Annotated in this window: 23 protein-coding genes, 1 tRNA gene and 2 pseudogenes; 17 read left to right on the top strand and 9 right to left on the bottom strand. The window is 72.6% G+C overall.

Going from position 1 to position 21,526, the window contains the following annotated elements; all coding sequences use genetic code 11:
• Positions 1-12: 12 nt before the first annotated feature.
• From AB0D48_RS09955 to AB0D48_RS09915, 9 genes and pseudogenes are all read left to right on the top strand, one after another.
• Positions 13-84 (top strand) — tRNA-Arg (locus AB0D48_RS09955).
• Positions 85-332: 248 nt separating this feature from the next.
• Positions 333-644: a WXG100 family type VII secretion target gene (locus tag AB0D48_RS09950; protein ID WP_362392945.1), complete on the top strand. Its 312-nt coding sequence runs from the start codon at positions 333-335 to the stop codon at positions 642-644.
• 149 nt (positions 645-793) lie between these two features.
• Entirely contained in the window at positions 794-937 is a 144-nt protein-coding gene (locus tag AB0D48_RS09945) for a hypothetical protein (protein ID WP_362392942.1), read from the top strand.
• A gap of 20 nt (positions 938-957) precedes the next feature.
• Complete coding sequence (locus AB0D48_RS09940) at positions 958-1,452, top strand: hypothetical protein (RefSeq protein ID WP_362392939.1); 495 nt, start codon at positions 958-960, stop codon at positions 1,450-1,452.
• 22 nt (positions 1,453-1,474) lie between these two features.
• A pseudogene (locus AB0D48_RS09935) lies at positions 1,475-1,701 on the top strand (hypothetical protein); the annotation flags it as partial.
• A gap of 5 nt (positions 1,702-1,706) precedes the next feature.
• A pseudogene (locus AB0D48_RS09930) lies at positions 1,707-1,853 on the top strand (contact-dependent growth inhibition system immunity protein); the annotation flags it as partial.
• Between the two features lie 242 nt (positions 1,854-2,095).
• Positions 2,096-3,079 carry an XdhC family protein gene (locus AB0D48_RS09925; RefSeq protein WP_362392936.1) on the top strand — a complete coding sequence of 328 codons (984 nt, stop codon included), beginning with the start codon at positions 2,096-2,098 and terminating at the stop codon, positions 3,077-3,079.
• Between the two features lie 181 nt (positions 3,080-3,260).
• Complete coding sequence (locus AB0D48_RS09920; RefSeq protein ID WP_362392933.1) at positions 3,261-4,496, top strand: DUF6745 domain-containing protein; 1,236 nt, start codon at positions 3,261-3,263, stop codon at positions 4,494-4,496.
• Positions 4,493-5,023 (top strand): hypothetical protein, encoded by a 531-nt coding sequence (locus AB0D48_RS09915; protein WP_362392930.1) that lies wholly within the window; start codon positions 4,493-4,495, stop codon positions 5,021-5,023. The genes AB0D48_RS09920 and AB0D48_RS09915 overlap by 4 nt, the downstream gene beginning before the upstream one ends.
• A gap of 217 nt (positions 5,024-5,240) precedes the next feature.
• Here the strand turns inward: AB0D48_RS09915 and AB0D48_RS09910 are convergent, their stop codons facing one another.
• Positions 5,241-5,564 carry a plasmid stabilization protein gene (locus tag AB0D48_RS09910; RefSeq protein ID WP_362392927.1) on the bottom strand — a complete coding sequence of 108 codons (324 nt, stop codon included), beginning with the start codon at positions 5,562-5,564 and terminating at the stop codon, positions 5,241-5,243.
• Between the two features lie 111 nt (positions 5,565-5,675).
• Between AB0D48_RS09910 and AB0D48_RS09905 the strand changes: the two genes are divergently transcribed.
• A complete protein-coding gene (locus tag AB0D48_RS09905) occupies positions 5,676-6,071 on the top strand; it encodes a DUF6479 family protein (RefSeq protein ID WP_362392924.1) in 396 nt (131 codons plus the stop codon).
• A 195-nt stretch (positions 6,072-6,266) separates the two neighbouring features.
• On the opposite strand, the gene AB0D48_RS09900 is transcribed toward AB0D48_RS09905, so the two are convergent.
• On the bottom strand, positions 6,267-7,151 hold the full coding sequence (locus tag AB0D48_RS09900) for an ATP-dependent DNA ligase (protein WP_362393080.1): 885 nt from the start codon (positions 7,149-7,151) through the stop codon (positions 6,267-6,269).
• Positions 7,151-8,056, bottom strand: coding sequence for a non-homologous end-joining DNA ligase (ligD, locus tag AB0D48_RS09895; protein WP_362392921.1), 906 nt, complete (start codon positions 8,054-8,056; stop codon positions 7,151-7,153). The genes AB0D48_RS09900 and ligD overlap by 1 nt, the downstream gene beginning before the upstream one ends.
• Before the next feature lie 31 nt (positions 8,057-8,087).
• Here ligD and AB0D48_RS09890 point away from each other — a divergent pair, with 31 nt between their 5' ends.
• Positions 8,088-9,230, top strand: a complete 1,143-nt coding sequence (locus AB0D48_RS09890; RefSeq protein ID WP_362392918.1) for a Ku protein — start codon at positions 8,088-8,090, stop codon at positions 9,228-9,230.
• Positions 9,231-9,311: 81 nt separating this feature from the next.
• Here the strand turns inward: AB0D48_RS09890 and AB0D48_RS09885 are convergent, their stop codons facing one another.
• Positions 9,312-10,157 carry a nuclease-related domain-containing protein gene (locus tag AB0D48_RS09885; RefSeq protein ID WP_362392915.1) on the bottom strand — a complete coding sequence of 282 codons (846 nt, stop codon included), beginning with the start codon at positions 10,155-10,157 and terminating at the stop codon, positions 9,312-9,314.
• A 185-nt stretch (positions 10,158-10,342) separates the two neighbouring features.
• Between AB0D48_RS09885 and AB0D48_RS09880 the strand changes: the two genes are divergently transcribed.
• The 3 genes from AB0D48_RS09880 (at position 10,343) to AB0D48_RS09870 (ending at position 13,313) form a co-directional block, all read left to right on the top strand.
• Positions 10,343-10,972, top strand: a complete 630-nt coding sequence (locus AB0D48_RS09880; RefSeq protein WP_362392912.1) for a hypothetical protein — start codon at positions 10,343-10,345, stop codon at positions 10,970-10,972.
• Positions 10,973-11,178: 206 nt separating this feature from the next.
• Positions 11,179-12,078 carry a hypothetical protein gene (locus AB0D48_RS09875; RefSeq protein WP_362392909.1) on the top strand — a complete coding sequence of 300 codons (900 nt, stop codon included), beginning with the start codon at positions 11,179-11,181 and terminating at the stop codon, positions 12,076-12,078.
• A gap of 62 nt (positions 12,079-12,140) precedes the next feature.
• A complete protein-coding gene (locus AB0D48_RS09870) occupies positions 12,141-13,313 on the top strand; it encodes a HAMP domain-containing sensor histidine kinase (RefSeq protein ID WP_362393077.1) in 1,173 nt (390 codons plus the stop codon).
• A 193-nt stretch (positions 13,314-13,506) separates the two neighbouring features.
• Here the strand turns inward: AB0D48_RS09870 and AB0D48_RS09865 are convergent, their stop codons facing one another.
• From AB0D48_RS09865 to AB0D48_RS09855, 3 genes are read right to left on the bottom strand one after another with little or no spacing between them, the layout of a single operon-like run.
• Positions 13,507-13,776 carry a hypothetical protein gene (locus AB0D48_RS09865; protein WP_362392902.1) on the bottom strand — a complete coding sequence of 90 codons (270 nt, stop codon included), beginning with the start codon at positions 13,774-13,776 and terminating at the stop codon, positions 13,507-13,509.
• Between the two features lie 10 nt (positions 13,777-13,786).
• Positions 13,787-14,500 (bottom strand): helix-turn-helix domain-containing protein, encoded by a 714-nt coding sequence (locus AB0D48_RS09860; protein WP_362392899.1) that lies wholly within the window; start codon positions 14,498-14,500, stop codon positions 13,787-13,789.
• Between the two features lie 22 nt (positions 14,501-14,522).
• Positions 14,523-15,452 (bottom strand): diiron oxygenase, encoded by a 930-nt coding sequence (locus AB0D48_RS09855; protein ID WP_362392896.1) that lies wholly within the window; start codon positions 15,450-15,452, stop codon positions 14,523-14,525.
• A 169-nt stretch (positions 15,453-15,621) separates the two neighbouring features.
• Between AB0D48_RS09855 and AB0D48_RS09850 the strand changes: the two genes are divergently transcribed.
• Complete coding sequence (locus AB0D48_RS09850) at positions 15,622-16,728, top strand: ferritin-like domain-containing protein (RefSeq protein WP_362392893.1); 1,107 nt, start codon at positions 15,622-15,624, stop codon at positions 16,726-16,728.
• Positions 16,729-16,930: 202 nt separating this feature from the next.
• On the opposite strand, the gene AB0D48_RS09845 is transcribed toward AB0D48_RS09850, so the two are convergent.
• The gene (locus AB0D48_RS09845; protein ID WP_362392890.1) at positions 16,931-18,391 is read right to left on the bottom strand and encodes a penicillin-binding transpeptidase domain-containing protein; all 1,461 of its coding nucleotides are present in this window, start codon (positions 18,389-18,391) and stop codon (positions 16,931-16,933) included.
• Complete coding sequence (locus AB0D48_RS09840; protein ID WP_362392887.1) at positions 18,388-19,773, bottom strand: FtsW/RodA/SpoVE family cell cycle protein; 1,386 nt, start codon at positions 19,771-19,773, stop codon at positions 18,388-18,390. The genes AB0D48_RS09845 and AB0D48_RS09840 overlap by 4 nt, the downstream gene beginning before the upstream one ends.
• Before the next feature lie 95 nt (positions 19,774-19,868).
• Here AB0D48_RS09840 and AB0D48_RS09835 point away from each other — a divergent pair, with 95 nt between their 5' ends.
• A complete protein-coding gene (locus AB0D48_RS09835; RefSeq protein WP_328927624.1) occupies positions 19,869-20,276 on the top strand; it encodes a DUF6325 family protein in 408 nt (135 codons plus the stop codon).
• Between the two features lie 26 nt (positions 20,277-20,302).
• Entirely contained in the window at positions 20,303-20,782 is a 480-nt protein-coding gene (locus AB0D48_RS09830) for a hypothetical protein (RefSeq protein WP_362392884.1), read from the top strand.
• Positions 20,783-21,526: the final 744 nt, after the last annotated feature.

Below are 21,526 nucleotides of genomic sequence, written 5' to 3'. Positions count from 1 at the left end.
AGCGAACGACACGCCCCCGTAGCTCAGGGGATAGAGCAACGGCCTCCGGAGCCGTGTGCGCAGGTTCGAATCCTGCCGGGGGCACTTCGCAGGAAGTGCCCAAAGACCCCGCCATCAGCGAGTTCGCTGAGACGGGGTCTTCGCGTATCCGGGCACGGGCTGGCGCGGCGCTTCCCCTTGCTTCACAGACCCCGTCGTAGGGTTGTTCGAGCGATGAGGGGCGGGGGCCATGGGGGTCGACGCTGACCTGCACGTGTCCGACGACGGACTGACGAAGCTCGCCGACGACATGGATGCGATGCAGCGGGTACCTCGACCGCCGGGTGCGGCGGATGAATGCGGTCGTCGACCGGATCGAGGCGGGGTGGAGAGGTGAGACGGGCTCGGCGTACCGGGCCCTGCACCGGGCCGCCGCCGAGGACACCGTGCGTATCCGGGAGATCCTCGTCGTCCTCGAGGAGGCCGTACGGATGAGCCGTGACGGGTTCACCCAGCAGGAGTTGGACACGCTCCAGGCGTTCTCGACGAGAAACTCGAGGCGCTCTACAAACGCGCCGAGAAGGCGGTTGAGCTGGGACGGCCAGGCCCGTGAGGCGTTCATCGACGAACTCGACCGCTGGGACCGCGAGATGCAGGACCTGTAGGCCACCACAGGCGAACTCACGAGAAGAACTGGGTCCAGGTACGACTGATCTACAAGGAAGGTCTGGAGCCCCCGTTCATCGTCCTCACCGCCACGCCGCACAAGGGTCCTCCGCCCACATCCAGCACTCCCTAGGAAGGTCGCAGTCTCGTGCAGCCATCCCTTGCCGCCCTCTTCTCGGGCGGCCCAGCGCTTCGGCTCATCGATCTCGCCATCTCGGTCCAGGAGTCGGGCGGAAAACTCTCGCTGGACGACGAGATCCGCCGTTACATCCGCGTGGTCGGAACCAACTGACCGCACACTGGAATTGCTCCGTGTACGCTTCGGCTGCCGTTCTGGATTTCGCCGGCGAGTCCCTCGCGGCATCGGCATCCGGCTCGCTCTACACCTGCCCGCCGGAGTTCCGGGAGAAGGTGGTGAAGGCGGCAGGCTCGATGGAGCCCGCGGAATACCCGCACCTCCTTGCCGAGACGGTGCGCATCCTCGACCGCGAACCTCCGCCCGAGTACGAGGAACTTCCCATGTCAGGCTGGGAGTTTCTGCAGCTGTTCCCGAACCTGTTCGGGCTCGACGCCGTTCTGATGGACGAGGGAGACCTCCCCTTCGCGGGTATCGTCCAGAGGTTCGTGACCAACGAGCATCCGTACTGTTTCGACCGTGCCGTCGGGCTCACCACAGAGGCGCAGCGCGCCCTCGTCCTCTTCCCGGGCGAGAAGTGTCTCGAAGGCCACAACTACTGGGGCACCCGCGATCGCATGCGCGAGCTCATCGAGACCATCAACGACCACATGCAGCGGGAGCACGCATGACCCCCGTGGAGAACACGGCACCGTAGCGAACCGGGCTGCCACCTACCCGGATCGCGAGACGGCCCAGTGGGCCACCCAGCACGTCGTCACCCGCAACGAGCTGGCCCTCGCGCCCCGAGCCGGTCGGCCGGGTCCTGCTCCAGGCCATGATGCCGGCCGGCCGGGACGCGGTGGACGTGCGCCGCGGCCTGCGTCGTACTCAAGCGGAACTCCCGGAGCCCCCACGGCTTCACCGTTCACGGCACCTTCACGGCACCGACCCCGGCCTGGTCGCCCAGCTCCGCGGGGAGCTGCACGACCTGCTGTCACTGCCTCTGGGCGAGTCGGACTACGCCGTCGCTGTGGCAGAGCTGGGCATGGAGGTCGATCCCCCCACGTCGTACGGGCCCGGCGCCTGGCTCTCCGAACCGGTCGCTCGCCTCCACTGGAACCGAACCGGTCCCAAGAACTCCTGGCCTCCCGCCCCCTCGGCACCATCCCCTCGCGCGGTTCCGGTGGTCCGTACGAGGGGGTGGGGCGGGGTCTGTGGGTTTGGGGGGTGGGTAGGGATGGGGGGCGTGCGTAGGGTGATCGGTGAGGCCGCATAGTGCCGTTGACCTGGTGCTTTGCGGGAAGTGAGCTCGCATAGGGATGGGCGGCGCGGATGCGTGAGCTGGTGGAGACGGCGCGGCGGTGGGTGGCCGAGGGGCGGGCGGGGTACCTGGCCCGGCCCGTGACCGAGCAGGGGTTCGGGCCGCGGGATCCGGCCGGGGCGCTGCTCGTCGACGCGCGCGGGGAGTGTGTCGGGGCCCTGTACCAGGGGGTCTTCGACGCCGAGCTCGTCGCCGAGGCCGGGGCCGTGGCGGCCGGGAACACCGCGCGGGTGTGCGAGGTGTCCGTGGGCGCGGCCGAGGCCGTGGAGGCGAAGCTGACCTGTGGCGGGCAGGCGGAGGTGCTGCTGCAGCCGCTGTCGGCGATCCCGGCCGAGTGGTGGGAGCTGCTCGGCGAGGGGGCCGGGGTGGCTCTGGTGACCCGGCTGAACCAGGCCGCCGATCAGGCCGTCAGTGAGGTCGTGCGGGCCACGGACACGCCGCGTGACGACGCCGGGCGGCGGGCCGGGGAGCTGCTGGCCACCCGGCGGCCCGGGCGGGACGCGCTGTACGGGAAGACCGGGCTGGTGCTCGTCGAGGCGTACCCGTCGGCCCCGTACGTGGTCATCGGCGGGGGCGGCGAGCTCGCCGGGATCATCGAGCGGCAGGCCGCGCTGCTGGGCTGGGGCACGCGGCTGGTGGACTCCGCGGCGGACGCCGGCAAGGTGCTCGCGGACCATCGGGACGCCGCCTGCCTGGTCATGCTCAGCCACGAGCCGGACTTCGACGTCCCGGCGCTGCGCATGGCGCTCGACCTGCGGATCCCCTACGTCGGGGCGCTGGGGTCGCGGCGGACCACTGCACGACGCAGGGAAGGGCTGATCGCCGCCGGGGTGGACGAGGCCCGACTGGCTCTGGTGCACGGCCCGATCGGGCTGGACCTCGGCGCGAAGACGCCACCCGAGACGGCCCTGGCCATCTGCGCCGAGATCCTCGGGGTACTGAGCGGCCGGGAGACCCCGGCACCGCGCGACTCCGATGGCCCGCTCAAGGGATGAGCGGGCCCGCTTCAGGGGGATGAGCGGGCTCGCTCAGGAGGATGGGCGGGCCCGCTCGAGGGGATGAGCGCCGGCTCGCCCCGGTGGAAAAGGAGTTGATGCGGGGCAACGCGGCTGGCACGCTCCCCCGCATGACCTTCGTAGACGTAGTAGACGGAAAGGCGGGCTCCGCCGGGCGCCTGTGAGCGCCCGGGAGTTCGCGTACGAACGCGAGAACAAGAACGAGAACGAGGACGCGTACGAGCGCGTGCGCGAGGCGTGCGCGCTGCGTGACGAGTGGCTGGCCCACGCGCTGAGGGCGCGGCCGGCCGAGCGGGCGGACGCCGAGGACGCGGTCGGGGAGATCTACCGACTGCTCGGGGAGGCCCCGCCGCGCTTCGTGTGGGTGGCCTCCCCCGCCGCCGCCCTCGATGCCGTACGGGACGAACCCGGCTTCCGCGCCGGGTTGTTGCGGCAGGACGACCGACCGCAGACCGCCCGCGCCTGGCCGTTGCCGGACCGGCTCGCCCGCATGGAGTCAGACCTGCGGCACCGGCTCGGCGAGGCCGTCGCCGAACCGTGGACGCCACCCTGGTCGCAGCGCGGGCCGCTGCCGCCCGGGACCCCGGCCGAGGAGGCGCTGGCCGCCGGGTGGTCGGTGCGGCGAGTGCTGCGCACCGCCGTGGGGGACGCCCTGAAGGCCTCGGTACCGGACGCCCTCAGGTCCACCGTGCGCAACTCCGTGGGTTCCGTGGCCGGACTGATGACCTGGTACGGGCAGCACGATGCGCACTGGGTGGGCTATTACGACGTCTGCGCGCGGGTCGGGGCCGCCCGGTACCGGTCCCACGACGCGGCCGAGCTGCGGCTGTGGGCGAGGCTCGCCCGCGCCACCGGGTGGTGGTGGGCGGCGCCCGGGCTGTGCGTGATGGCCGAGCGGCCCACCGCCGTACGTACGGAGCCGGCACCCGCGGCGGTGCACGGCGAGATCCGGTTGCACGGCGAGGACGAGCCCGCCGTACGGTTCGCGGACGGCAGCGAGGTGTACGTGCTGCACGGGACCGTGGTGCCGAAGTGGGTCGTCACCGGGCCGACCGTCGAGCGGATCCACGCCGAGCCCAACATCGAGGTACGGCGCAGCGCCATCGAGCGCATCGGCTGGGACTCGTACGTCGAGCAGGCCGGGCTGGAACTCGTCGGGACGGCCGATGATCCGGGTAATCCCGGGTTTCGGCTGAGCCTGTACGACGTACCGGCCGGGGTGTGGGGTCGGCGCGGGAGGCTGCTGCTCACGGTCAACGGCTCCGTGGAGCCGGACGGCCGGAGGCGGCGCTACGGGCTCGGGGTGCCCGCCCATCTCGACGATCCGCTCGACGCGGCCGGGTGGACGTACGGCGTGAGCGGGCGGCAGTACGCACAACTCGTGCGCAGGACATGACGGTTCACGAGGTTCATGACGACGAGGCAGAGGTGATGCATGTGGTGACGCTGGGGGAACTGACGGAACGGACCGGGCTCGACGTGCTGGAGCACCTCGCGCGCGAGATGGCGGTTCCGGTGGTCGACGGGATGCAGGCGCAGGGAGACCTGCTGCTGGTGCCGATGGGGATGCTGGGGCATGTGGGCCTGGGGCGCAGCTGGTCCCCCGACCCGAGGTGGCTGGACGTACCGCCCGAGGGGATCGAGCTGCTGCGCAGTACGGCGGGCGGCAACCCGCACACGTTGGTCGCCGATCCGCAGCAGTGCCGCTGGACGGACGAGATCACCGACCCGACGGGGCTGGCGCTCGGGGCGCTGGAGGCGACGGCGGTGGCGTACCTGATCCACCCGGAGCACGGCGCCACGGGCATCGCGCCCGGACGCTACGTGGTCCGGCGGCAGCGGGAGCGGGCGCTGGGGGCGGCGCCGGGGCCGTTGCGGTCCCGGCTGTTCCGCGGGGCGGGGAACCAGTTCGTCTGCGACTGACCCCGGCACCCTCGTCTGCGACTGACCCGATCCCGGCACCGACCCCGGCACCGACCGGGCCGGGGCCGGGGCCGGTCAGGCTGCGGGCCCGGCCGAGCCCCGACCGGGCATACGGGTCCGACCGGGCATACGGGTCCGACCGGGCATACGGGTCCGACCGGGCATACGGGTCCGACCGGGCCTCGGAGTCCGACCGGCCCGACCGTCCCGACCGGCCTCAGTCGCCCAGAGCCCGCTTGAGCTGGGCCTTGTTCATGTCCGAGCGGCCGTGGATGTTGCGGCGCCGGGCCTCCGCGTAGAGCTGGTCGTACGTGGGGCCCTGCGCGCCGGAGTGGGAGTGCAGGCCGCCGCGCCGGGACGAGGACATGTCCTCCAGGGACTCCTTGCTCGCGGTCTTGGATTCGCCGGCGCGGGCGCGTTCCTTGTTGACCGTCCGGGCGGCGATCTCCTTGGCCTTCTCCTCGGACTCGCCGCGCTGCTCGACGCTCTCCTTGATGTGCTCGTACTGGCGTTCGCGCTTGGGGGAAGATCCACGGGGCATGACCGGTCCTCCTTCTCCACGGGGCTTCCGCAGGATCGCGTACCCCGGACGGCGCAAGGTATCCCCGTGAAAACAGCGCATATCGCGTCGAAGTGCGGGAAAATGGGCTTCATGGACATGATCCTGAGCGTGGACAAAACGCTGACCGACATCGCGTGGTTCCTGGTCGTCGGGATAGCGATCGCCGGCTTCCTGCTGGGCGGGTTCAAGCTGGGTCAGCGGGTCCGGGCGAAGGAGCCCCCGCCGCCCAGCCCCGAGAGCCAGCCCCACCTGCCGAACGGCGGAGCCGTCCACGAGGTCCGCGAGGAGCGGGACCCGGTGGAGATCCCCGAGGGCGGTCTGAGACCGCACGAGATGCAGGGGTACGGGAACTTCGGTTCCATGACCTCGGACCACCCGGAGGACGTGCGGGCGAGACGCGAGTCCGGTCACAAGCAGGTGGAAGGGCCGGGCCCGCACCCACAGCCCGGTGCTCCCCCGGACGCGGGACGCGGCGCCCACAGCTGACGCCCTCCGCCCCTGGCGCTCGACGCTCAGTGCTCAAGTAACTCAGTGCTCAGCGCCGACGCAGAGCCCCGCAGCCGACGCCCGCCGTCGACGGCCCGCCGCCTTTCCCCTCTGGCCCGCGCCTCCCGCGCGGGCCAGAGGCCTGTCCGCACCCCGGCGCATGCCCGCCCGCGGCTCCTGCGGCCGCCCGGGCCTTCAGGGGTCCGTCCGCAGCCGCAGCACCTCCGGCGGCGGGTGGCGTGCCGAGGTCGCCCGGACCTCCGCCGTCAGGGGCGGGTCGAGCGGCCGGTAGGGGACCTCGCCGAGCCCGATCGCCGTGACCGTCGCCCCGGCCGGAGCCACCTCGGCACGCTCGGCCACGGCCGCCGCCAGCTCCACCCGCAGGGCGGCCGTCAGTGGGCTCGACACCAGCGGGGTCTCGTCCCCGACCGGCAGGACGAGCACCAGGGCGAGCGGGCGCCGCGAAGTGCCGGTGTAGCCGACCACCGCCGCGTCCCGGACGTCCGTGTGCCGGAGCTTCTGCCAGCCGCGTCGTCCTGCCGGGTACGTCTGGTCCAGCCGCTTGATGACCAGCCCCTCGACACCACTGGCGGGCAGGGTCTCGTACCAAGTGGCGGCCAGTTCCGGGTCGGTCGTCATCGGCACCGGCTGCAGCGGCGGCCCGAGCGGCAGCAGCAGGTCGACCAGGAGCGCCCGGCGGCGCTCGTACGGACGCCCGCGCAGGTCGAGCCCGGCCAGTTCCAGCACGTCGAAGGCGGCGTACGAGGCCGGCAGGCTCTGCGCCAGTACGGCGGCCCGCGCGGCGGTGGCCGCCGCCCTCCGCTGCACCAGCGCGAAGTCCGTCCGGCCCGCGTGCCAGACGACCACCTCACCGTCCAGGACCGTCCCGGCGGGCAACTGTTGCGCGGCCACGGCCAGATCGGGGAAGGCGCTGGTCACGATCCGGCCGGAGCGCGCCTGCAGCACCACATCCGACTCCGAGCGCACGACGACCAGGCGGTGGCCGTCGAACTTCGGCTCGTAGGCCAGGCCCGCCCCGCGCGGGAGGGTCCGTACGGCGGCGGCCAGCGCGACCCGGATCACGGCCCGGCTCCCCGCACCCTGGGCAGCCGCACGGCCAGGCCGGGGTCGATCAGCGGCCCGAAGAAGTCCCCGTCACGCTCCAGCCGCGGCCCGATGTCATCGGCGAGGAAGACCAGGTCCTCGGGGGTCCGGCAAGCCTCGACCTCCTCCCACGACACCGGCGCGGACACGGTCGGGCGGGCCCGCGCGCGCAGCGTGTAGGGGGCGGCGGTGGTCTTGGCGGCGGCGTTCTGGCTGTGGTCGACGAAGACCTTGCCGGGGCGCAGGGCCTTGGCCATGCGGTGGACGACCAGGTGGGGCAGCTCGCGCTCGGCCTCCTGGGCGAGGAGCTTCGCGTACGCCGACACCTGCGCGGACGGGGTCGGCTCCAGGGGCACGGCCAGGTGCATGCCCTTGGAACCGGAGGTCTTGGCGAAGGCGTGCAGGCCGTCGGCGGCGAGCCGGTCGCGCAGCCAGAGCGCGGTGGCACAGCACTCGACGACGGAGGCGGGCGCGCCGGGGTCGAGGTCGAGGACCATCCGGTCGGCGACGGCGGGGGCACCGACGGGCCACTGGGGGGTGTGGAACTCGACGACGAGGTTGGCGGACCACATGAGGGTGGCCATGTCGGCGATGACGACCTGCTCGGCGGAGACGTCCTCGGAGCGGGGCACGGGGGTGGTCTTCACCCAGGCGGGTGTGCCGGGCGGCGGATTCTTGGTGAAGAAGAGCTGGCCGTCCGGGCCGTCGGGATAGCGCAGGAAGGACACCGGCCGGTCGTGGATGTGGGGGAGGAGGGTGCCCGCGACGGTGGCGTAGTAGTGGAGCACCTCGCCCTTGGTGAAGCCGGTCTCCGGGTACAGGACCTTGTCGAGGTTGCTGAGCGTGATGCGACGGCCCTCCACCATTGTGATCGGCGTCATACGATGAGATTGCCACGAATCAGGAGGAACCGTGCGATCCATTTGGAACGGGGCGATCTCCTTCGGCTTGGTCAGCATTCCGATCAAGCTCGTGAACGCCACCGAGAGCCACTCGATCTCCTTCCGTCAGATCCACCTCGCCGACGGCGGGCGGATCCGCTACCGCAAGGTGTGCGAGCTGGACGGCGAGGAGGTGCCGGGCGCCGAGATCGGCAAGGGGTACGAGGAGGGCGACGGGTCGATCATCCCGATCACCGACGAGGACCTGGGGCAGCTGCCGATCGCGACGGCGAGGACGATCGAGATCATGTCGTTCGTACCGGCGGAGGAGATCGATCCGCTGCAGATGGACGCGGCGTACTACATCGCGGCGAACGGGGCGACGGCGGCGAAGCCTTACACGCTGCTGCGGGAGGCGCTGAAGCGGAGCCGGAAGGTCGCGATCGCGAAGTACGCGCTGCGGGGGCGGGAGCGGCTGGGCATGCTGCGGGTCGTCGACGACGTGATCGCGATGCACGGACTGCTGTGGCCGGACGAGATCCGGGAGCCGGAGGGGGTGGCGCCGGAGGCGGACGTGTCCGTACGGGAGGCCGAACTCGACCTGGCGGACGCGCTGATGGCGACGCTCGGCGAGGTGGAGCTGTCCTCTCTGCACGACGACTACCGCGAGGCCGTGGAGGCGATGATCACGGCGAAGGCGGGTGGGGCCTTCGAGCCGGCCGAGGCGGTCGTGGAGCCGGCCGGGGGCAAGGTCATCGACCTGATGGCGGCGCTGGAGAAGAGCGTGAAGGAGGCCAAGGCCTCGCGGGGCGAGACGGGTGCCGAGGCCGGTACCGAGGCCGAGGTCAGGCCGATCCGGCGCAAGGCGGCAGCGGCGGCGCCCAAGGCGGTGGGCGGAAAGAAGTCGACGGCGGCAGCGGCGGCGCCCAAGGCGGTGGGCGGAAAGAAGTCGACGGCGGCTTCGGCGAAGAAGACGGCGTCCGGCGCGACGAAGAAGACCACGGCCGCCGCCAAGTCCACGAAGACGACGAAGTCGGCGAAGACGGCCAAGACCGCCAAGTCCGCCAAGACGGCGGCGACCAAGTCCACTTCGGCGGCCGCGAAGAAGACGACCGCGAAGAAGACGGCCGCGGCCGCGAAGAAGGCCGCACCGCGGAAGCGGGCCTCCGCCTGACCCCGGTGGGGGCGGGGGCCTGCGGCCTTTTCCCACGCCCCGACCCGTCCCGAGCCGGCGCTCCGCCCCGGCCCCCGCGCCTCACACCCCTCCGGGCTCCGTCCGGGGGGACTCCCAGGCGGGGCTGGAGTTGCCCAGCCACGTCCGGACGTCGCGGGCCAGCGTGAACAGGGCTTCGACGTCCGGAGGTTTGAGGGCGGCCGGGGTTCTGGTGAGGTCCGCGGCTGCCGTCGTGGGCTGGAGGACGCGGATGTCGCGGACCGTGGGGGCCACCTCGACGCGGGAGGCGTCGGCCACCGCCAGGGCCGGAGTGACCTGCGCCGTCAGGACGAGGGTGGCGCGAGCTGCCGCGCGGCGGGCCCAGCGCGGGTCCGGGTGGGGTTCCGCCCGGCCGACCGTGAGCAGGAGGTCGCCGACCACCGCGCGCTGGCGGCGGCCCGGGACGGTACGGACGCAGAAGATCCCGGCCGGGCCCATGAGCAGATGGTCGATGAGGCCCATCCCCGGGAGCGGGACGCAGTGCAGGATCCGCCAGCCGTCCGCCTCCAGGGCGTCGCAGGCATCCCCCATCCGCTGCTGGGCCACCAGGTCCTGGCGCAGCCGGTGCCGCGCCCGGGTGCCCGCCGGGCCGTGGTCCAGCTCCCCCATCAGGGTCTCGCCGGGGCGGTTCGGAGCCAGGTCCGCGTCCGGCGGGAGCGCGAGGCCGGCCAGGTCGGCCGCCGTGGGTACGGGGGGCGGGCCGATCGAGACCGTTCCGCTCAGGTAGGGCCGTAACACCGCCAGGATCGCCTCGCAGTGGTCGTCCTCCAGCACGCTGATCCGGTTCGCCTGCCGGTCGTACCAGGCCACCGCCTGCCCGTCGGGCAGGTTGACGTACAGCCGCCCGCGGCCGGGCCGGCCGCTCGGCAGTACCTTGAGTCCCCTCATCGCCCTCACCCCCGCGCTCCATGGGAGCAGCCGGGGCGCCGCACGGCAATCCCCCGGTTGTGTAACGACTCCGACGTGACCCTGCGACACCGCTGTTACACGAACGGGGCGCTGTCGCAACGGCCGGCGCCTAGGTTTGTCGCACCTGGACACGCCAGGCTCTGAACCGCACCGAAGGGTTTCCCGTGAGCACCGTCAGCCGCCGCACTCTCGTTCGCGCCGCCGCCGTGACCGCCTGCGCCGGAAGTCTGCTGGCGCTGCCCACCGCCGCTGCTCTCGCCGAGGGCGTGCCCGCCGCCTCGTCCGCGCGTTCCGCCGGTCCGCAGGAGGTTCTCGTCAAGAGCCTCTCCCTCGCGGACGGCACCTCCACGGCGAAGGTCTACCGCCTCGCCGAGGGCGCGTACCGGGCGGACATCCTGACCGCCGAGGGCCACAAGGCCACCACCCTGACCAGCCGCAACGGGGTGACGGACGTCGGCGGGACCGGGGAGCTGCACGCCTCGCTGGAGTCGGACGGGCGGCTCACGTCCTGGGTGGGCGACGCGGCTGCGGGAGCTGTCGCCCACGCGGTCGGGGGTGAAGGCCACAAGACCGGCACCCGCAGCGGGCAGATCGTCGCCGCGTCGGCGCCGAAGGCGGCGGACCGCGGAAGCGGGGCCGCGGCCGACGGCCCGGCCAGGGTGCTGCGTCTGAACACGCTGGCCGACGGGCCGGGCGAGGGCGTACTGATGCTCGCCGCGGGCGGCGGTATCGCGGCCATCGGCGCCGCCGGGCTCGGCTTCGCGATGCTGCGGCGCGGACGGACCGAGAGCTGAGGCACGGCCGCCGCCGACGGGCGGCGGGCCGCAAAAGCGCACACCGCACACCGCAGGCTGCACACCACGGGCCGCCGGCCGCAGACCCAAGCCCGCAGGCCCGCAGGCCCGCAGGCCCAGAAGGCTGCAAGCGAAATGGGCATACCTCCGCATAAGGTTGCCGGGATCGAACGTCGTACCGCGCGGACAGGAGGACGCTGGGGCCCGTGAACACGCTTTCCTTCCGCTCGGCCGCCGCCTCCACCGCTCAGGCGCTCGCGGCGCTCGCCCTGGTGACCCTGCTGGCCGGGTGCGGCGGCAGCGGTGGACTGGCCGGCGCGGGTTCGACGCCGACCGTGAGCGGGCCGGTACACCTGTGGCCGGACCGTCAGGGCGCCGTCGTACCTCCGGCCGATCCGGGCGGTGCCCCGCCCGAGTACGTCAAGGGGATCCCGGCCGTCCGGGACCAGGACGTGCACGGCGTCGACCCGGTGGCCCTCGTCCAGGCGGAGCTGCGGGCCCATCCGAAGGCCGACGTCGGCGCGGACGGGATGCCGCCCGGGACCGCAGCCGCGATCAAGGACTGCGGCACGGAGGACGCGGATCCAGAGGAGTGCCCGGTGCTGGCGCCCTACTACCGGGACCTGACGGGCAACGGCAAGGACGAGCTGATCGTCGGCATCGAGTTCCCGGACAAGATGATGTCGGTACGGGTGTACACGGCGGACGAGGACGGCAGGCTCAACCGGATCATGGCGACCACGCAGACCGTCATCACCGTCGACCTGGCCGGGCGGGACGTGATCCTGCGCGCGCCCAGCGGGAACAACGGCTACGAGCTGATCACCGCCTGGTCCTGGGACGAGAAGCAGCTCACCATGCTGCCGACCCGCGAGCAGATCGTACGGGTTCCGGGGAATCCGCAGGGCCCGGCGAGTCCGGCCGGTCCGGGCCCCGGTCCCGTGACGAACACACCGGGTGGGACGGGCACCCGTGGCCCGGGCGACGGGCCGGGCACGGGCCCCGGCGACGGGTCGGGGGCCGGCCCCGGCGACGGGTCGGGGGCCGGCGTCAGGCCGGGGACGGGCGCCGGGCCGGCGGCCACGGGCGGGCCGGGTACCCGGTGAGACCACGGCTGCCCGCCTGGACGGCGACGCTGACCTGGAAATCGGCGTGCTTCATCGTCGTGATGTGCTGCTCGCTGGCGGCCGTGCTGGGTGCGCTCGTACATGTCGAGGTGACCCGGCAGACCGTGGCCACGGCGCGCGAGAAGGCACTCGCCAAGCTGCACGACGCCTCGCGGGCGTACGAGGCCGGCGAGGCCCTGCCTCCGGAGTCGGGGCTGGATCCCGAGGGACTGCCGCCGCAGTTGCGGGCGCTGGCCGTCGGCGGGCACCGCGGGACGATCGTGGCCGACCACCGGGGCCGCCCGACGATGTGGGCGGCGGCGCCGGCGGACGGGCGGGCGCTGGCCACCGCCGTCGACTACGAGCAGAGCGCGCGCACGATCAGCGGCCTCGACAACGCGATCATCGGCTCGTCGGTCCTGGCGATCGGCGGAACGCTACTGGTCGGCGCCTTCGCGGTGACGCGCGTGACGCGGCGGCTGCACCAGACGGCCACGGTTGCCCGCCGGATCACGCAGGGCGACCTGGACGCGCGGGTGGGCGATCCGCGGACGAAGGACCCCTCGCGGCACCAGGACGAGGTGGCGACCGTGGCCGGGGCGCTGGACACGATGGCGGGGAGCCTGCAGGCGAAGCTGGAGAGCGAGCGGCGGTTCACGGCGGACGTGGCGCATGAGCTGCGTACGCCGCTGACCGGGTTGCAGGCGGCGTCGGAGCTGTTGCCGGAGGGGCGGCCGACGGAGCTGGTGCGGGAGCGGGTACGGACGATGCGCCAGCTGACGGAGGACCTGCTGGAAATCTCCCGGCTGGACTCGGGCAGCGAGGCGGTGGAGACCGACCTGCACCAGCTGGGGCGGCTGGCGGGACGGGTGGTGCGGGCTTCGGGGACGCGGACGGAGGTCGTGGTCGTCCGGGACGCGCACGTGGAGACGGACCGGCGGAGGCTGGAGCGGGTGCTCGGGAATCTGGTGGCCAATGCGCACAAGCACGGGCGCGAGCCGGTGGTGCTGACCGTGGACGGGCCGGTGGTGACGGTACGGGACCACGGGGACGGGTTCCCCGACTACCTGCTGGCGCACGGTCCGCAGCGGTTCCGCAGCGGGGGCAAGTCGAAGGGGCACGGGCTGGGGCTGACGATCGCCGTCGGGCAGGCGGGGGCGATCGGGGCGCGGCTGGAGTTCCGGCGGGCGGAGGGCGGCGGGGCGCTGGCGGTGCTGTCCCTGCCGGGCTCCTAGGTCGGCGGGGCGGGGGTGGCCGGTCCCGGCCGACCCCGGCCGCGCTCAGCCTCGCCCGCGCGCTCAGCCCGCCCGCACAGTGGTTACGGCGGGGCCTTGGTCACTGTCGGGCTCCTGGCGGAGGACACGGCCTGGGGCCGGTGCCGCCCCGGCCGCGCTCAGCCACCCGCCGCTCAGCCCGCCCGCTCAGTGGTTACGGGCGGGGGGCTTTGGTCCAGGGCCAGCGGACCTTGGGCTTTCGGCCCGAGGGGGTGAAGGTGTACTTCCAGCCCTTCTGGAGGCCCAGGCGCTTGGAGTAGCCCGCCGGGACGCGTTCGTAGAGGAGCACCGTCGGGGGGCCGCCCTCGGGGGCCGGTACGGGGATCTCGTACCACTTCGGCGGGTGTCCGGTCGGGCCGAGCAGGATCGGGAGGACCCGGCCGTCCATCGGGCCGCCCTCGAAGGGGGTCGGTTCGCTTCTCACCCCACCAGTGTCACAGCAGGTGCGCGGCCTCGGAGACCACCGGGATCACGCGGCGGGCCAGGACGCCGACCGGGCCGTCCGCCGATTCCAGGGCCAGGGCCGCGCGGGCGGCGGAGGCCGTCTCCGGGTCCGTGGCGGCGGTGGCGGTCAGCAGCGCGATGAACTGGTCCACCAGCCAGTCCCGGAGGGAGTCGACCTCCGGCTGCTTGCCCTCGTCGATCCAGATGAGGGAGGCGGCCTCGACCGCCGTGATCCAGGTGCGGACCATCATGCGCAGGCGCGGTCCGGGTGCGGGGACGGACAGGTGGACGAGGATCTGGTCGGCCGCCGCGCGGCGGATGCCGTCCACCGTCGCGGTGGTGCGGGAGGTCTCCACGACGCTGCCGCCCTGGAGGAGGGCCGCGAAGCCGGCGTCGTGTTCGTCGACGAAGGCCAGGTACCGGTCGAGGGCCCGGGTGAGGCGCTGGGTCAGCGGGCCTTCCTGCGGTTCCGCGAAGCACAGTTCGAGGACGTCCGCCGCCGAGCGCAGGGCGGCCTCGTACAGCTGCTGCTTGCCGCCCGGGAAGTAGCGGTAGACCAGGGGCCGGGAGACCCCGGCGGCTTCGGCGACGTCGTCGAGCGAGACCTCCTCCGGCGCCCGGTGCGCGAACAACGACAGGGCGGCGTCGAGGAGTTGGGCTCGCCGCTCCTCGACGCTCAGTCTGCGGTAGGCGCGTACGGTCATGCCCGCAGCGTAGACGACCTTCCTACGCCAGGAGGCCCGAGCTCTTCCACAGCCTGCGGCCGGCTCCGCGCAGGACGCCGATGTCGTCCAGGAAATCGGTGAGCCGCTTGGCGCCGGTCTGCATGACCTCGCGGCGGTGGCCGCTCGCCTTGACCTGGGCGACGGCTTCGCGGCGGTCCAGGCCGATGTTCTCGTAGACGGCCGGGTTGACGAAGGCGAGGGAGAAGACGCGGGCGGCCTCGCCGCAGCTGATGCGGGTGAGTTCCTGTTCCCAGCGCGGGGCCGTCAACATCTGGCGGCGCAGTTCCTCGCGGGCGTACCGGACGTGCCGGGCCTCCTCGATGACGTGGATGCGGGTCACGCCGCGGACGAGGGGCTGGACGCGCTCGTCCGGGAAGGTCAGCCGCTGCATCCAGTCGAGGATCTCCTCGCCGAGGAGGGTGCAGGCGAAGGAGCCCGGGGTGGTGGAGATCGTCTTGAGGACGCGGGCGAGGTTGTGGTTGACGCGCGAGACCGGGTACGCGGGGACGCCGGCCTTCTGGATCATGCGGGCGAACATCATCGAGTGGCGGCACTCGTCGGCGATCTCGGTCAGCGCGTAGCGCACGTGATTGCTGGTCAGGGACTTGTCGTAGATGTGCCGGACCAGGAGCTGCATGAGGATGATCTCGAACCAGATGCCGAGTGAGCCGAGCGCCGCCGCCTCGTGGCGGGAGAGGTCGATGCGCTGCTCCTCCCCCATCTTCTTCCAGAGCGGGGTGTCGTAGAGGGACAGCAGCTCCGGGGGCCAGTAGTACTTGCCCTCGACCATCGGGGCGTCCCAGTCGAGTTCCTTGTCGGGGTCGAAGGAGTGCTTGGCGGAGGATTCGAGCAGCCGTTCGGCGATCTGCTCGCGGTCCTTGAGCAGGCCGAGTGCGTCCCTCAGCGCGGTTCGATCGGTCGCGGTCGTCATGGCTTCGGATACCTCGCTCGTTGGGTTACCGGCGGTCACTGCTTATGAGACTGCCTGTCAGCAAGGTCGTCAATCCCTCGCGCACGACTTGTTGACCGCGCGTCTACCAACGTGTGACGCTGCCAACTGTCCGCTCCTGTACGGAAGTACCTGAGACGAGGAGGCGTCAGTGTCGACGCACGAGCTCTACACCAAGGACCCGGGCGAGGGCGTCTGGCAGATCCCCGCCACCGGCTCGGCCCGCTTCAGCTGGGAGTACGACGGCGGCCGCGAGCGGCTCCTCGCCCTCTACCAGAAGGGCAAGGACAAGCAGTGGGACGGCGCCAAGCGCATCTCCTGGGACATCGAGGTGGACCCGTACGATCCGCTGGGCGCCCCGGACGAGGCGCTGACGCTGTACGGGACGCGGCACTGGGCCAAGCTCACCGAGAAGGACAAGGGCGAGCTGCGCCGGCACTACGCCTCCTGGCAGTTCAGCCAGTTCCTGCACGGCGAACAGGGCGCGATGGTGTGCGCGGCGCGCATCGTGGAGTCGGTGCCGGACCTGGACGCGAAGTTCTACTCCGCCACCCAGACCATGGACGAGGCCCGGCACGCCGAGATCTTCGGGCGCTTCCTGCACGAGAAGGTCGGGATGCTGTACCCGATCAACAACAGCCTCCAGGGACTGCTGGGCGACACCCTGCGCGACTCCCGCTGGGACATGCCGTACCTGGGCATGCAGGTGCTCATCGAGGGACTGGCTTTGGCCGCCTTCGGGATGATCCGCGACACGACCGACAAGCCGCTGCCGAAGCAGATCCTGGCGTACGTGATGCAGGACGAGGCCCGGCACGTGGCGTTCGGGCGGATGGCGCTGCGGGACTACTACCGGCAGTTGACGGACGCCGAGCGGCGCGAGCGCGAGGAGTTCGTGATCGAGGGCTGCTACCTGATGCGGGACCGGCTGCGCGGGGTGGAGGTGCTGGAGAACTTCGGCATCCCGAAGAAGGAGGCGGAGCAGTTCAGCGAGCAGTCGGAGTTCCTGGCCCTGTTCCGCAAGCTGCTGTTCAGCCGGATCGTGCCGTGCGTGAAGGACATCGGGCTGTGGGGCGAGCGGCTGCAGAAGGCGTACCTGGAGATGGGCGTCTTCGAGATGGGTGACTCGAATCTGGACCTGCTGATGCGCGAGGACGAGGAGATCGCCGAGGCCCTCGACCGCGAGCGCTTCGCGGCCGAGGAGTCGGAACGGGTGGCGGAGGTCGAGGCCGCCATCGCCGAGGGGGCCGGCGCCTGAGGGCTGCCCCGGGACGTTGGTGACACGCGCACTGGACGACACACCTAGGGCGGCAGGCGGAGCGCGAGGCCGATCCGGCACCGGCGACCGGCCCCGGCCCTCCCCCGGGAGCCCGCCACCGGCGATCTGCCCCGGCCCGGCGCAGGCCCCACCCCGGCCCTCCGCCAGGAACCCGGCACCGACACCCCAACCCCCGGCCCCGCTAGCGCGGCGAGAGCGCCGCCTCCATCACCGCCCGCGCGATCGGCGCGGCTGCCAGGTTCCCGCTGATGTCACCGCGGTTCGCCGCCGCGTCCTCGACCACCACGGCCACCGCGACCGCCGGCAGCGGAGCCCCCTCGGGCTTGGCCCAGGAGATGAACCACGCGTACGGGGTCCCCGCGTTGCCCACGCCGTGCTGCGCGGTGCCGGTCTTGCCGCCGACCACCGCGCCCGGGATCGCCGCGTTCTTCCCCGTCCCGTTCTCCACCACCTTCACCATCAGCTCCTGCAGCCGCAGCGCCGTGGCCGGAGTCATGGCCCTGCCCAGGCTGCGCTGGTCGCCGCGCCGCACCGGGGACCCGTCGTGCTGCGTGGTCCGGTCCACCAGGTACGGGGACTTGACCTCCCCTCCGGCCGCGACCGCCGCCGCCACCATCGCCATCTGCAGCGGCGTCGCCCGCGTGTTGAACTGCCCGATCGAGGACAGGGCCAGCTGGTCCTGGCTCATGTCGGTGTCGAAGTTCGACCGGGACACCCAGGACGGCACGCGCAGTCCGTCGCCGTTGAAACCGAAGCGTTCCGCCGCCGCCACCATCCCGCGCAGCCCGACCCGCACACCGATCTTCGCCATGACCGTGTTGCAGGACCACTGCACCGCCTCCGCCATCGAGGCGTCCTGGCAGCCCGTGCTCGCGTTCGGCAGCAGCGTGCTCGTACCGGGCAGCGGGTACGGGTCCGGGGTCTCGGTCGGCGCGTCCACATCGGTGACCACGCCCGCGTCGAGGGCGGCCGCCGCCGTCACGATCTTGAAGGTGGAGCCGGGCGGGTAGGTCTCGCGCAGCGCCCGGTTGAGCATCGGCCTGGCCGGGTCCGCGTTCAGCCGCGCCCAGGCCTCCTTGACCCGCGCGCCCGTACCGGAGAGCACGGAGGGATCGTACGATGGGCTGCTGACCAGTGCGAGGATCTTCCCGGTGGCCGGCTCCAGGGCCGCCACCGCACCCCGCTTGCCCGCGAGCCCGGCGTACGCGGCCTGCTGCACGCCCGCCCGGATGGTGGTGGCCGCGTTCCCGCCGGCCGGGCGGCCGCGGGAGAGGTCGTACCAGAGCGGGAAGGCGGAGAGCCCCGGGTCGGTGCCCGAGAGGACCGCGTCCTCGGCGCGCTCGACGAAGCTGGTCCCGTACGTCTGGGAGGAGAAACCGGTGACGGGCGCGTACAGCGGGCCGTTCTTGTACGTCCGCTCGTAGCGCAGCAGTTGGCGGCTGTCGCGGGAGCCGGTGACGGGGCGGCCGTCGACCAGGACGTTCCCGCGCGGTTCGGCGTAGCGCTCGATGACGGAGCGCTTGTTGGCCGGGTTCGCGCCGTAGGCGGCGGCCTCCCAGACCTGCACGCGCCCGATGTTGACCAGCAGCGCGACGAGCAGCACGGCGCAGAAGTACGCGCACCAGCGGATGTAGCGGATCACGCGGCGGCCTCCGGGCGGGCGGTCTCCTGCGCGGGGCGCGGTCTCCGGGCGCTGTCACTGAGCCGGACCAGCAGGGCGACGATGATCCAGTTGGTGACGACGGAGGAGCCGCCCTGGGCCAGGAAGGGCATGGCCATCCCGGTGAGCGGGATGAGCCCGGTGACGCCGCCCGCGATGACGAACACCTGGAGCGCGACGATCGAGGCCAGCCCGGTGGCGAGCAGTCGGCCGAAGGAGTCGCGCAGCGCGAGCCCGGCGCGGAAACCGCGGGCGACGAGGATCCCGTAGAGGAGCAGGAGCGCGGCGAGGCCGACGAGGCCGAGCTCCTCCCCGGCGGTGGCGAGGATGAAGTCCGACTTGGCTGCGAAGCCGATGAGGAAGGAGTGGCCGCGGCCGAGCCCGGCACCGAGCAGGCCGCCGGCGCCGAAGGCGAAGAGGGACTGCGCGAGCTGGCCGGGGCCTTCGCCGCGGTCGATGGAGGCAAATGGATTCAGCCAGTCGTCCACGCGGCTGTTCACGTGCGGCTCGAAGGTCCCGACCGCGTACGCGCCGAGGGCCGCGAGCAGCAGTCCGATCGCGATCCAGCCGATCCGGCCGGTGGCGGTGAAGAGCATGATCACGAACAGTCCGAAGAACAGCAGCGAGGTCCCGAGGTCGCGCTCCAGGACCAGCACGCCGACGCTGAGCAGCCAGATCGTGAGGATCGGGCCGAGGACGCGGCCGGGGAGCAGGCGCAGCTTCCAGAAGAGCCGGCGGCCGGTGAGGGCGAGGGCGGTACGGTTCGCGGCGAGGTAGGCGGCGAAGAAGACGGCGAGCAGGATCTTGGCGAACTCCCCCGGCTGGAAGGAAAGTCCGGCGAAGCGGATCCAGATGTGGGCGCCGTTGACCGCCGGGAAGAAGACGGGGACGAGCATCAGCGCGAGGGCGGCGGTGACGGAGAGGTACGCGTAGCGCTGGAGCGCACGGTGGTCGCGCAGCGCCCCGACGACGAGCACGAAGAGCCCCACCCCGAGGGCGGACCAGCGGAGTTGGTCGTCGGCGGTGAGGTGGGCCGGGGTGGTCGCGTCGAGGCGCTGGATGAGGACGAGGCCGAGTCCGTTGAGCAGTACGGCGATCGGGAGCACGACGGGATCGGCGTACGGCGCGCGCAGGCGTACGGCGACGTGCGCGACGAGGGCGGCTACGGCGAGGCCGCCGGCGTAGGGGGCGGCGGGGCGCGGAATGTGGCTGGTGGTGGCGAGGCCGACGTAGAGGTGGCCGAGGACGGAGATCAGGACGGCGCCGGCGAGGAGCGTCAGCTCGACGCCGCGGCGCTTGGGCGCGCGGGCGTCGGGGGGCGGGGGCGGGGAGGGCTCCGCCACCTCTGCCGTCAGAGCGGTCATGGGCGAAACGTAGCAAGCGGACGGATGCTATGTCCGCTTATGTCATAGTGTGCCGAAGAGTCGTCACAAACGGTCGGGATCAGGAGCCGAGCCTTATGGGACCTGTGGAATTCATCGTCCTCGCCTTCCCGGAGGAGCAGCTGCGGGTGCCGGCGGTCGAGGCCGTGATGGGCCTGCGGAAGACCGGGGTGGTCCGGCTGATCGACGGGCTCGTGGTGACGAGGACGGCGGCGGGGGAGGTCCTGGCGGCCGAGTTCGACGAGTTCGTGGAGCTACGGGGCCTGCTGACGGGCCGCGACGTGGCACGGCTGATCGGGCCGGAGGACGTACAGGAGTCGGCGGGACTGCTGGAGCGCGGGAGCTGCGCGCTGCTGCTGGTGGTCGAACACGTGTGGGCCGAGGACGCGGCGATCGCCGTACGGGCGGCGGGCGGCCGGATCGTGGGCTCGGTCCGCATCCCGGTGGACCGGATCCCGGCCGACCCCCGGATGGGCGTGGCCTGATGTTCATCCGGCCGGTGGGAGCGACGGTGCGGTCCGCGGACCGCCCAGCGGGCCACCCGCTGCTACGGGGCCTGCTGGCGCGCGCGACGGGCGCGTCGGAGGGCACGGTACGGGCGGACGAGCCGCGGCACGGGGTGCGGTGGACGCCGGCGGGGGCGGTGGAGCCGGCCGAGGCGGACGCGGAGCGGGATCGGGAGCGGGAGACGGACGCGCTGCTGGAGCGGGAGCGGGAGATGGACGCGCTGCTGGAGCGGGAGCGGGAGACGGAGTCGGAGACGGACGCGCTGCTGAAGCGGGAGCGGGTGGCGGAGCGGGTGGAGCCGGAGCGGGTGGAGCCGCCGGAGGCGGGTCCCCCGGGGAGCTACCCGGAGGACACCCCGACGGGCGGGCCCACACCCCCGGCCGGCCTGGCGGCGGAGCTGACCCAACTGGCCGACCTGGCCCGGGAAGGCCTGCTGACCCCACAGGAGTTCACGACGGCCAAGGCCAGGCTGCTGCGCGGCTGACGGCGGGGGGTGCGCGGTTCCGGCGGAGGGGCTGGTAGGGGTGGGGTGGGGGCTTCGGGGGCGGGGACCTCGGCGGGGCGGGATCGGGGACGGGGGCGGGGGACGGGGGCGGGGGACGGGGGACGGGGGCGGGGGACGGGGGACGGGGGACGGGGGACGGGGGCTTCGGAGGACGGAGCCACCGACTCGGGATAAGGGGAGGTGCTGGCGGCTTGCCGACGGCGGCAGCCGCTCGCCCGGCATCAGGCGGCGGGGCGGTGGCTTCGGGTTGTCGGGAGCCGCTTACTCCGGATCAGGGTGGGGCTGGGGGTTTCCCGTCCGTCCCATCGTCTTCCGGGTCGGGCCGGTCCCTCAAGGGCGCTCCTTCGTCGCGTCGCTTCGCGATGTCGCTGCGCTCCACCCTTGACCGACCGGCCCGACCCGGAACATTCGAGGACAGACGGGAAGCCCCCAAAAGAACGGTCACCAGTGTTCAGATTCAGGGGCGGCCACATCAGGGATGCGGGGGCACGGTTCCCCGCAGGGCCAGCCGAGCCACCTCACCGCCCCCGGTCAGCGGTGGGGGCGCGGGCAAGGGCAGACACCCACACGGCCCCGCATGTAAAAGATTCCGGGCCGGGGCTGGGCCCAGCCCGCACCGGGCAGCGACCAGAAGCTCATCGGGGTCGGCCAGGCGGGCAGACGCGTCAGATCGCTACGCGCTTCTCGCCACCAAGCGTCCGGCGCCCGTCTGGGGCTGGACAA

This window comes from Streptomyces sp. NPDC048269 (assembly GCF_040652395.1).
Taxonomy (GTDB): Bacteria; Actinomycetota; Actinomycetes; order Streptomycetales; family Streptomycetaceae; genus Streptomyces.
Note: the sequence above shows the minus strand (reverse complement) of the source record. Positions and strands in the feature narration are given on the sequence as shown.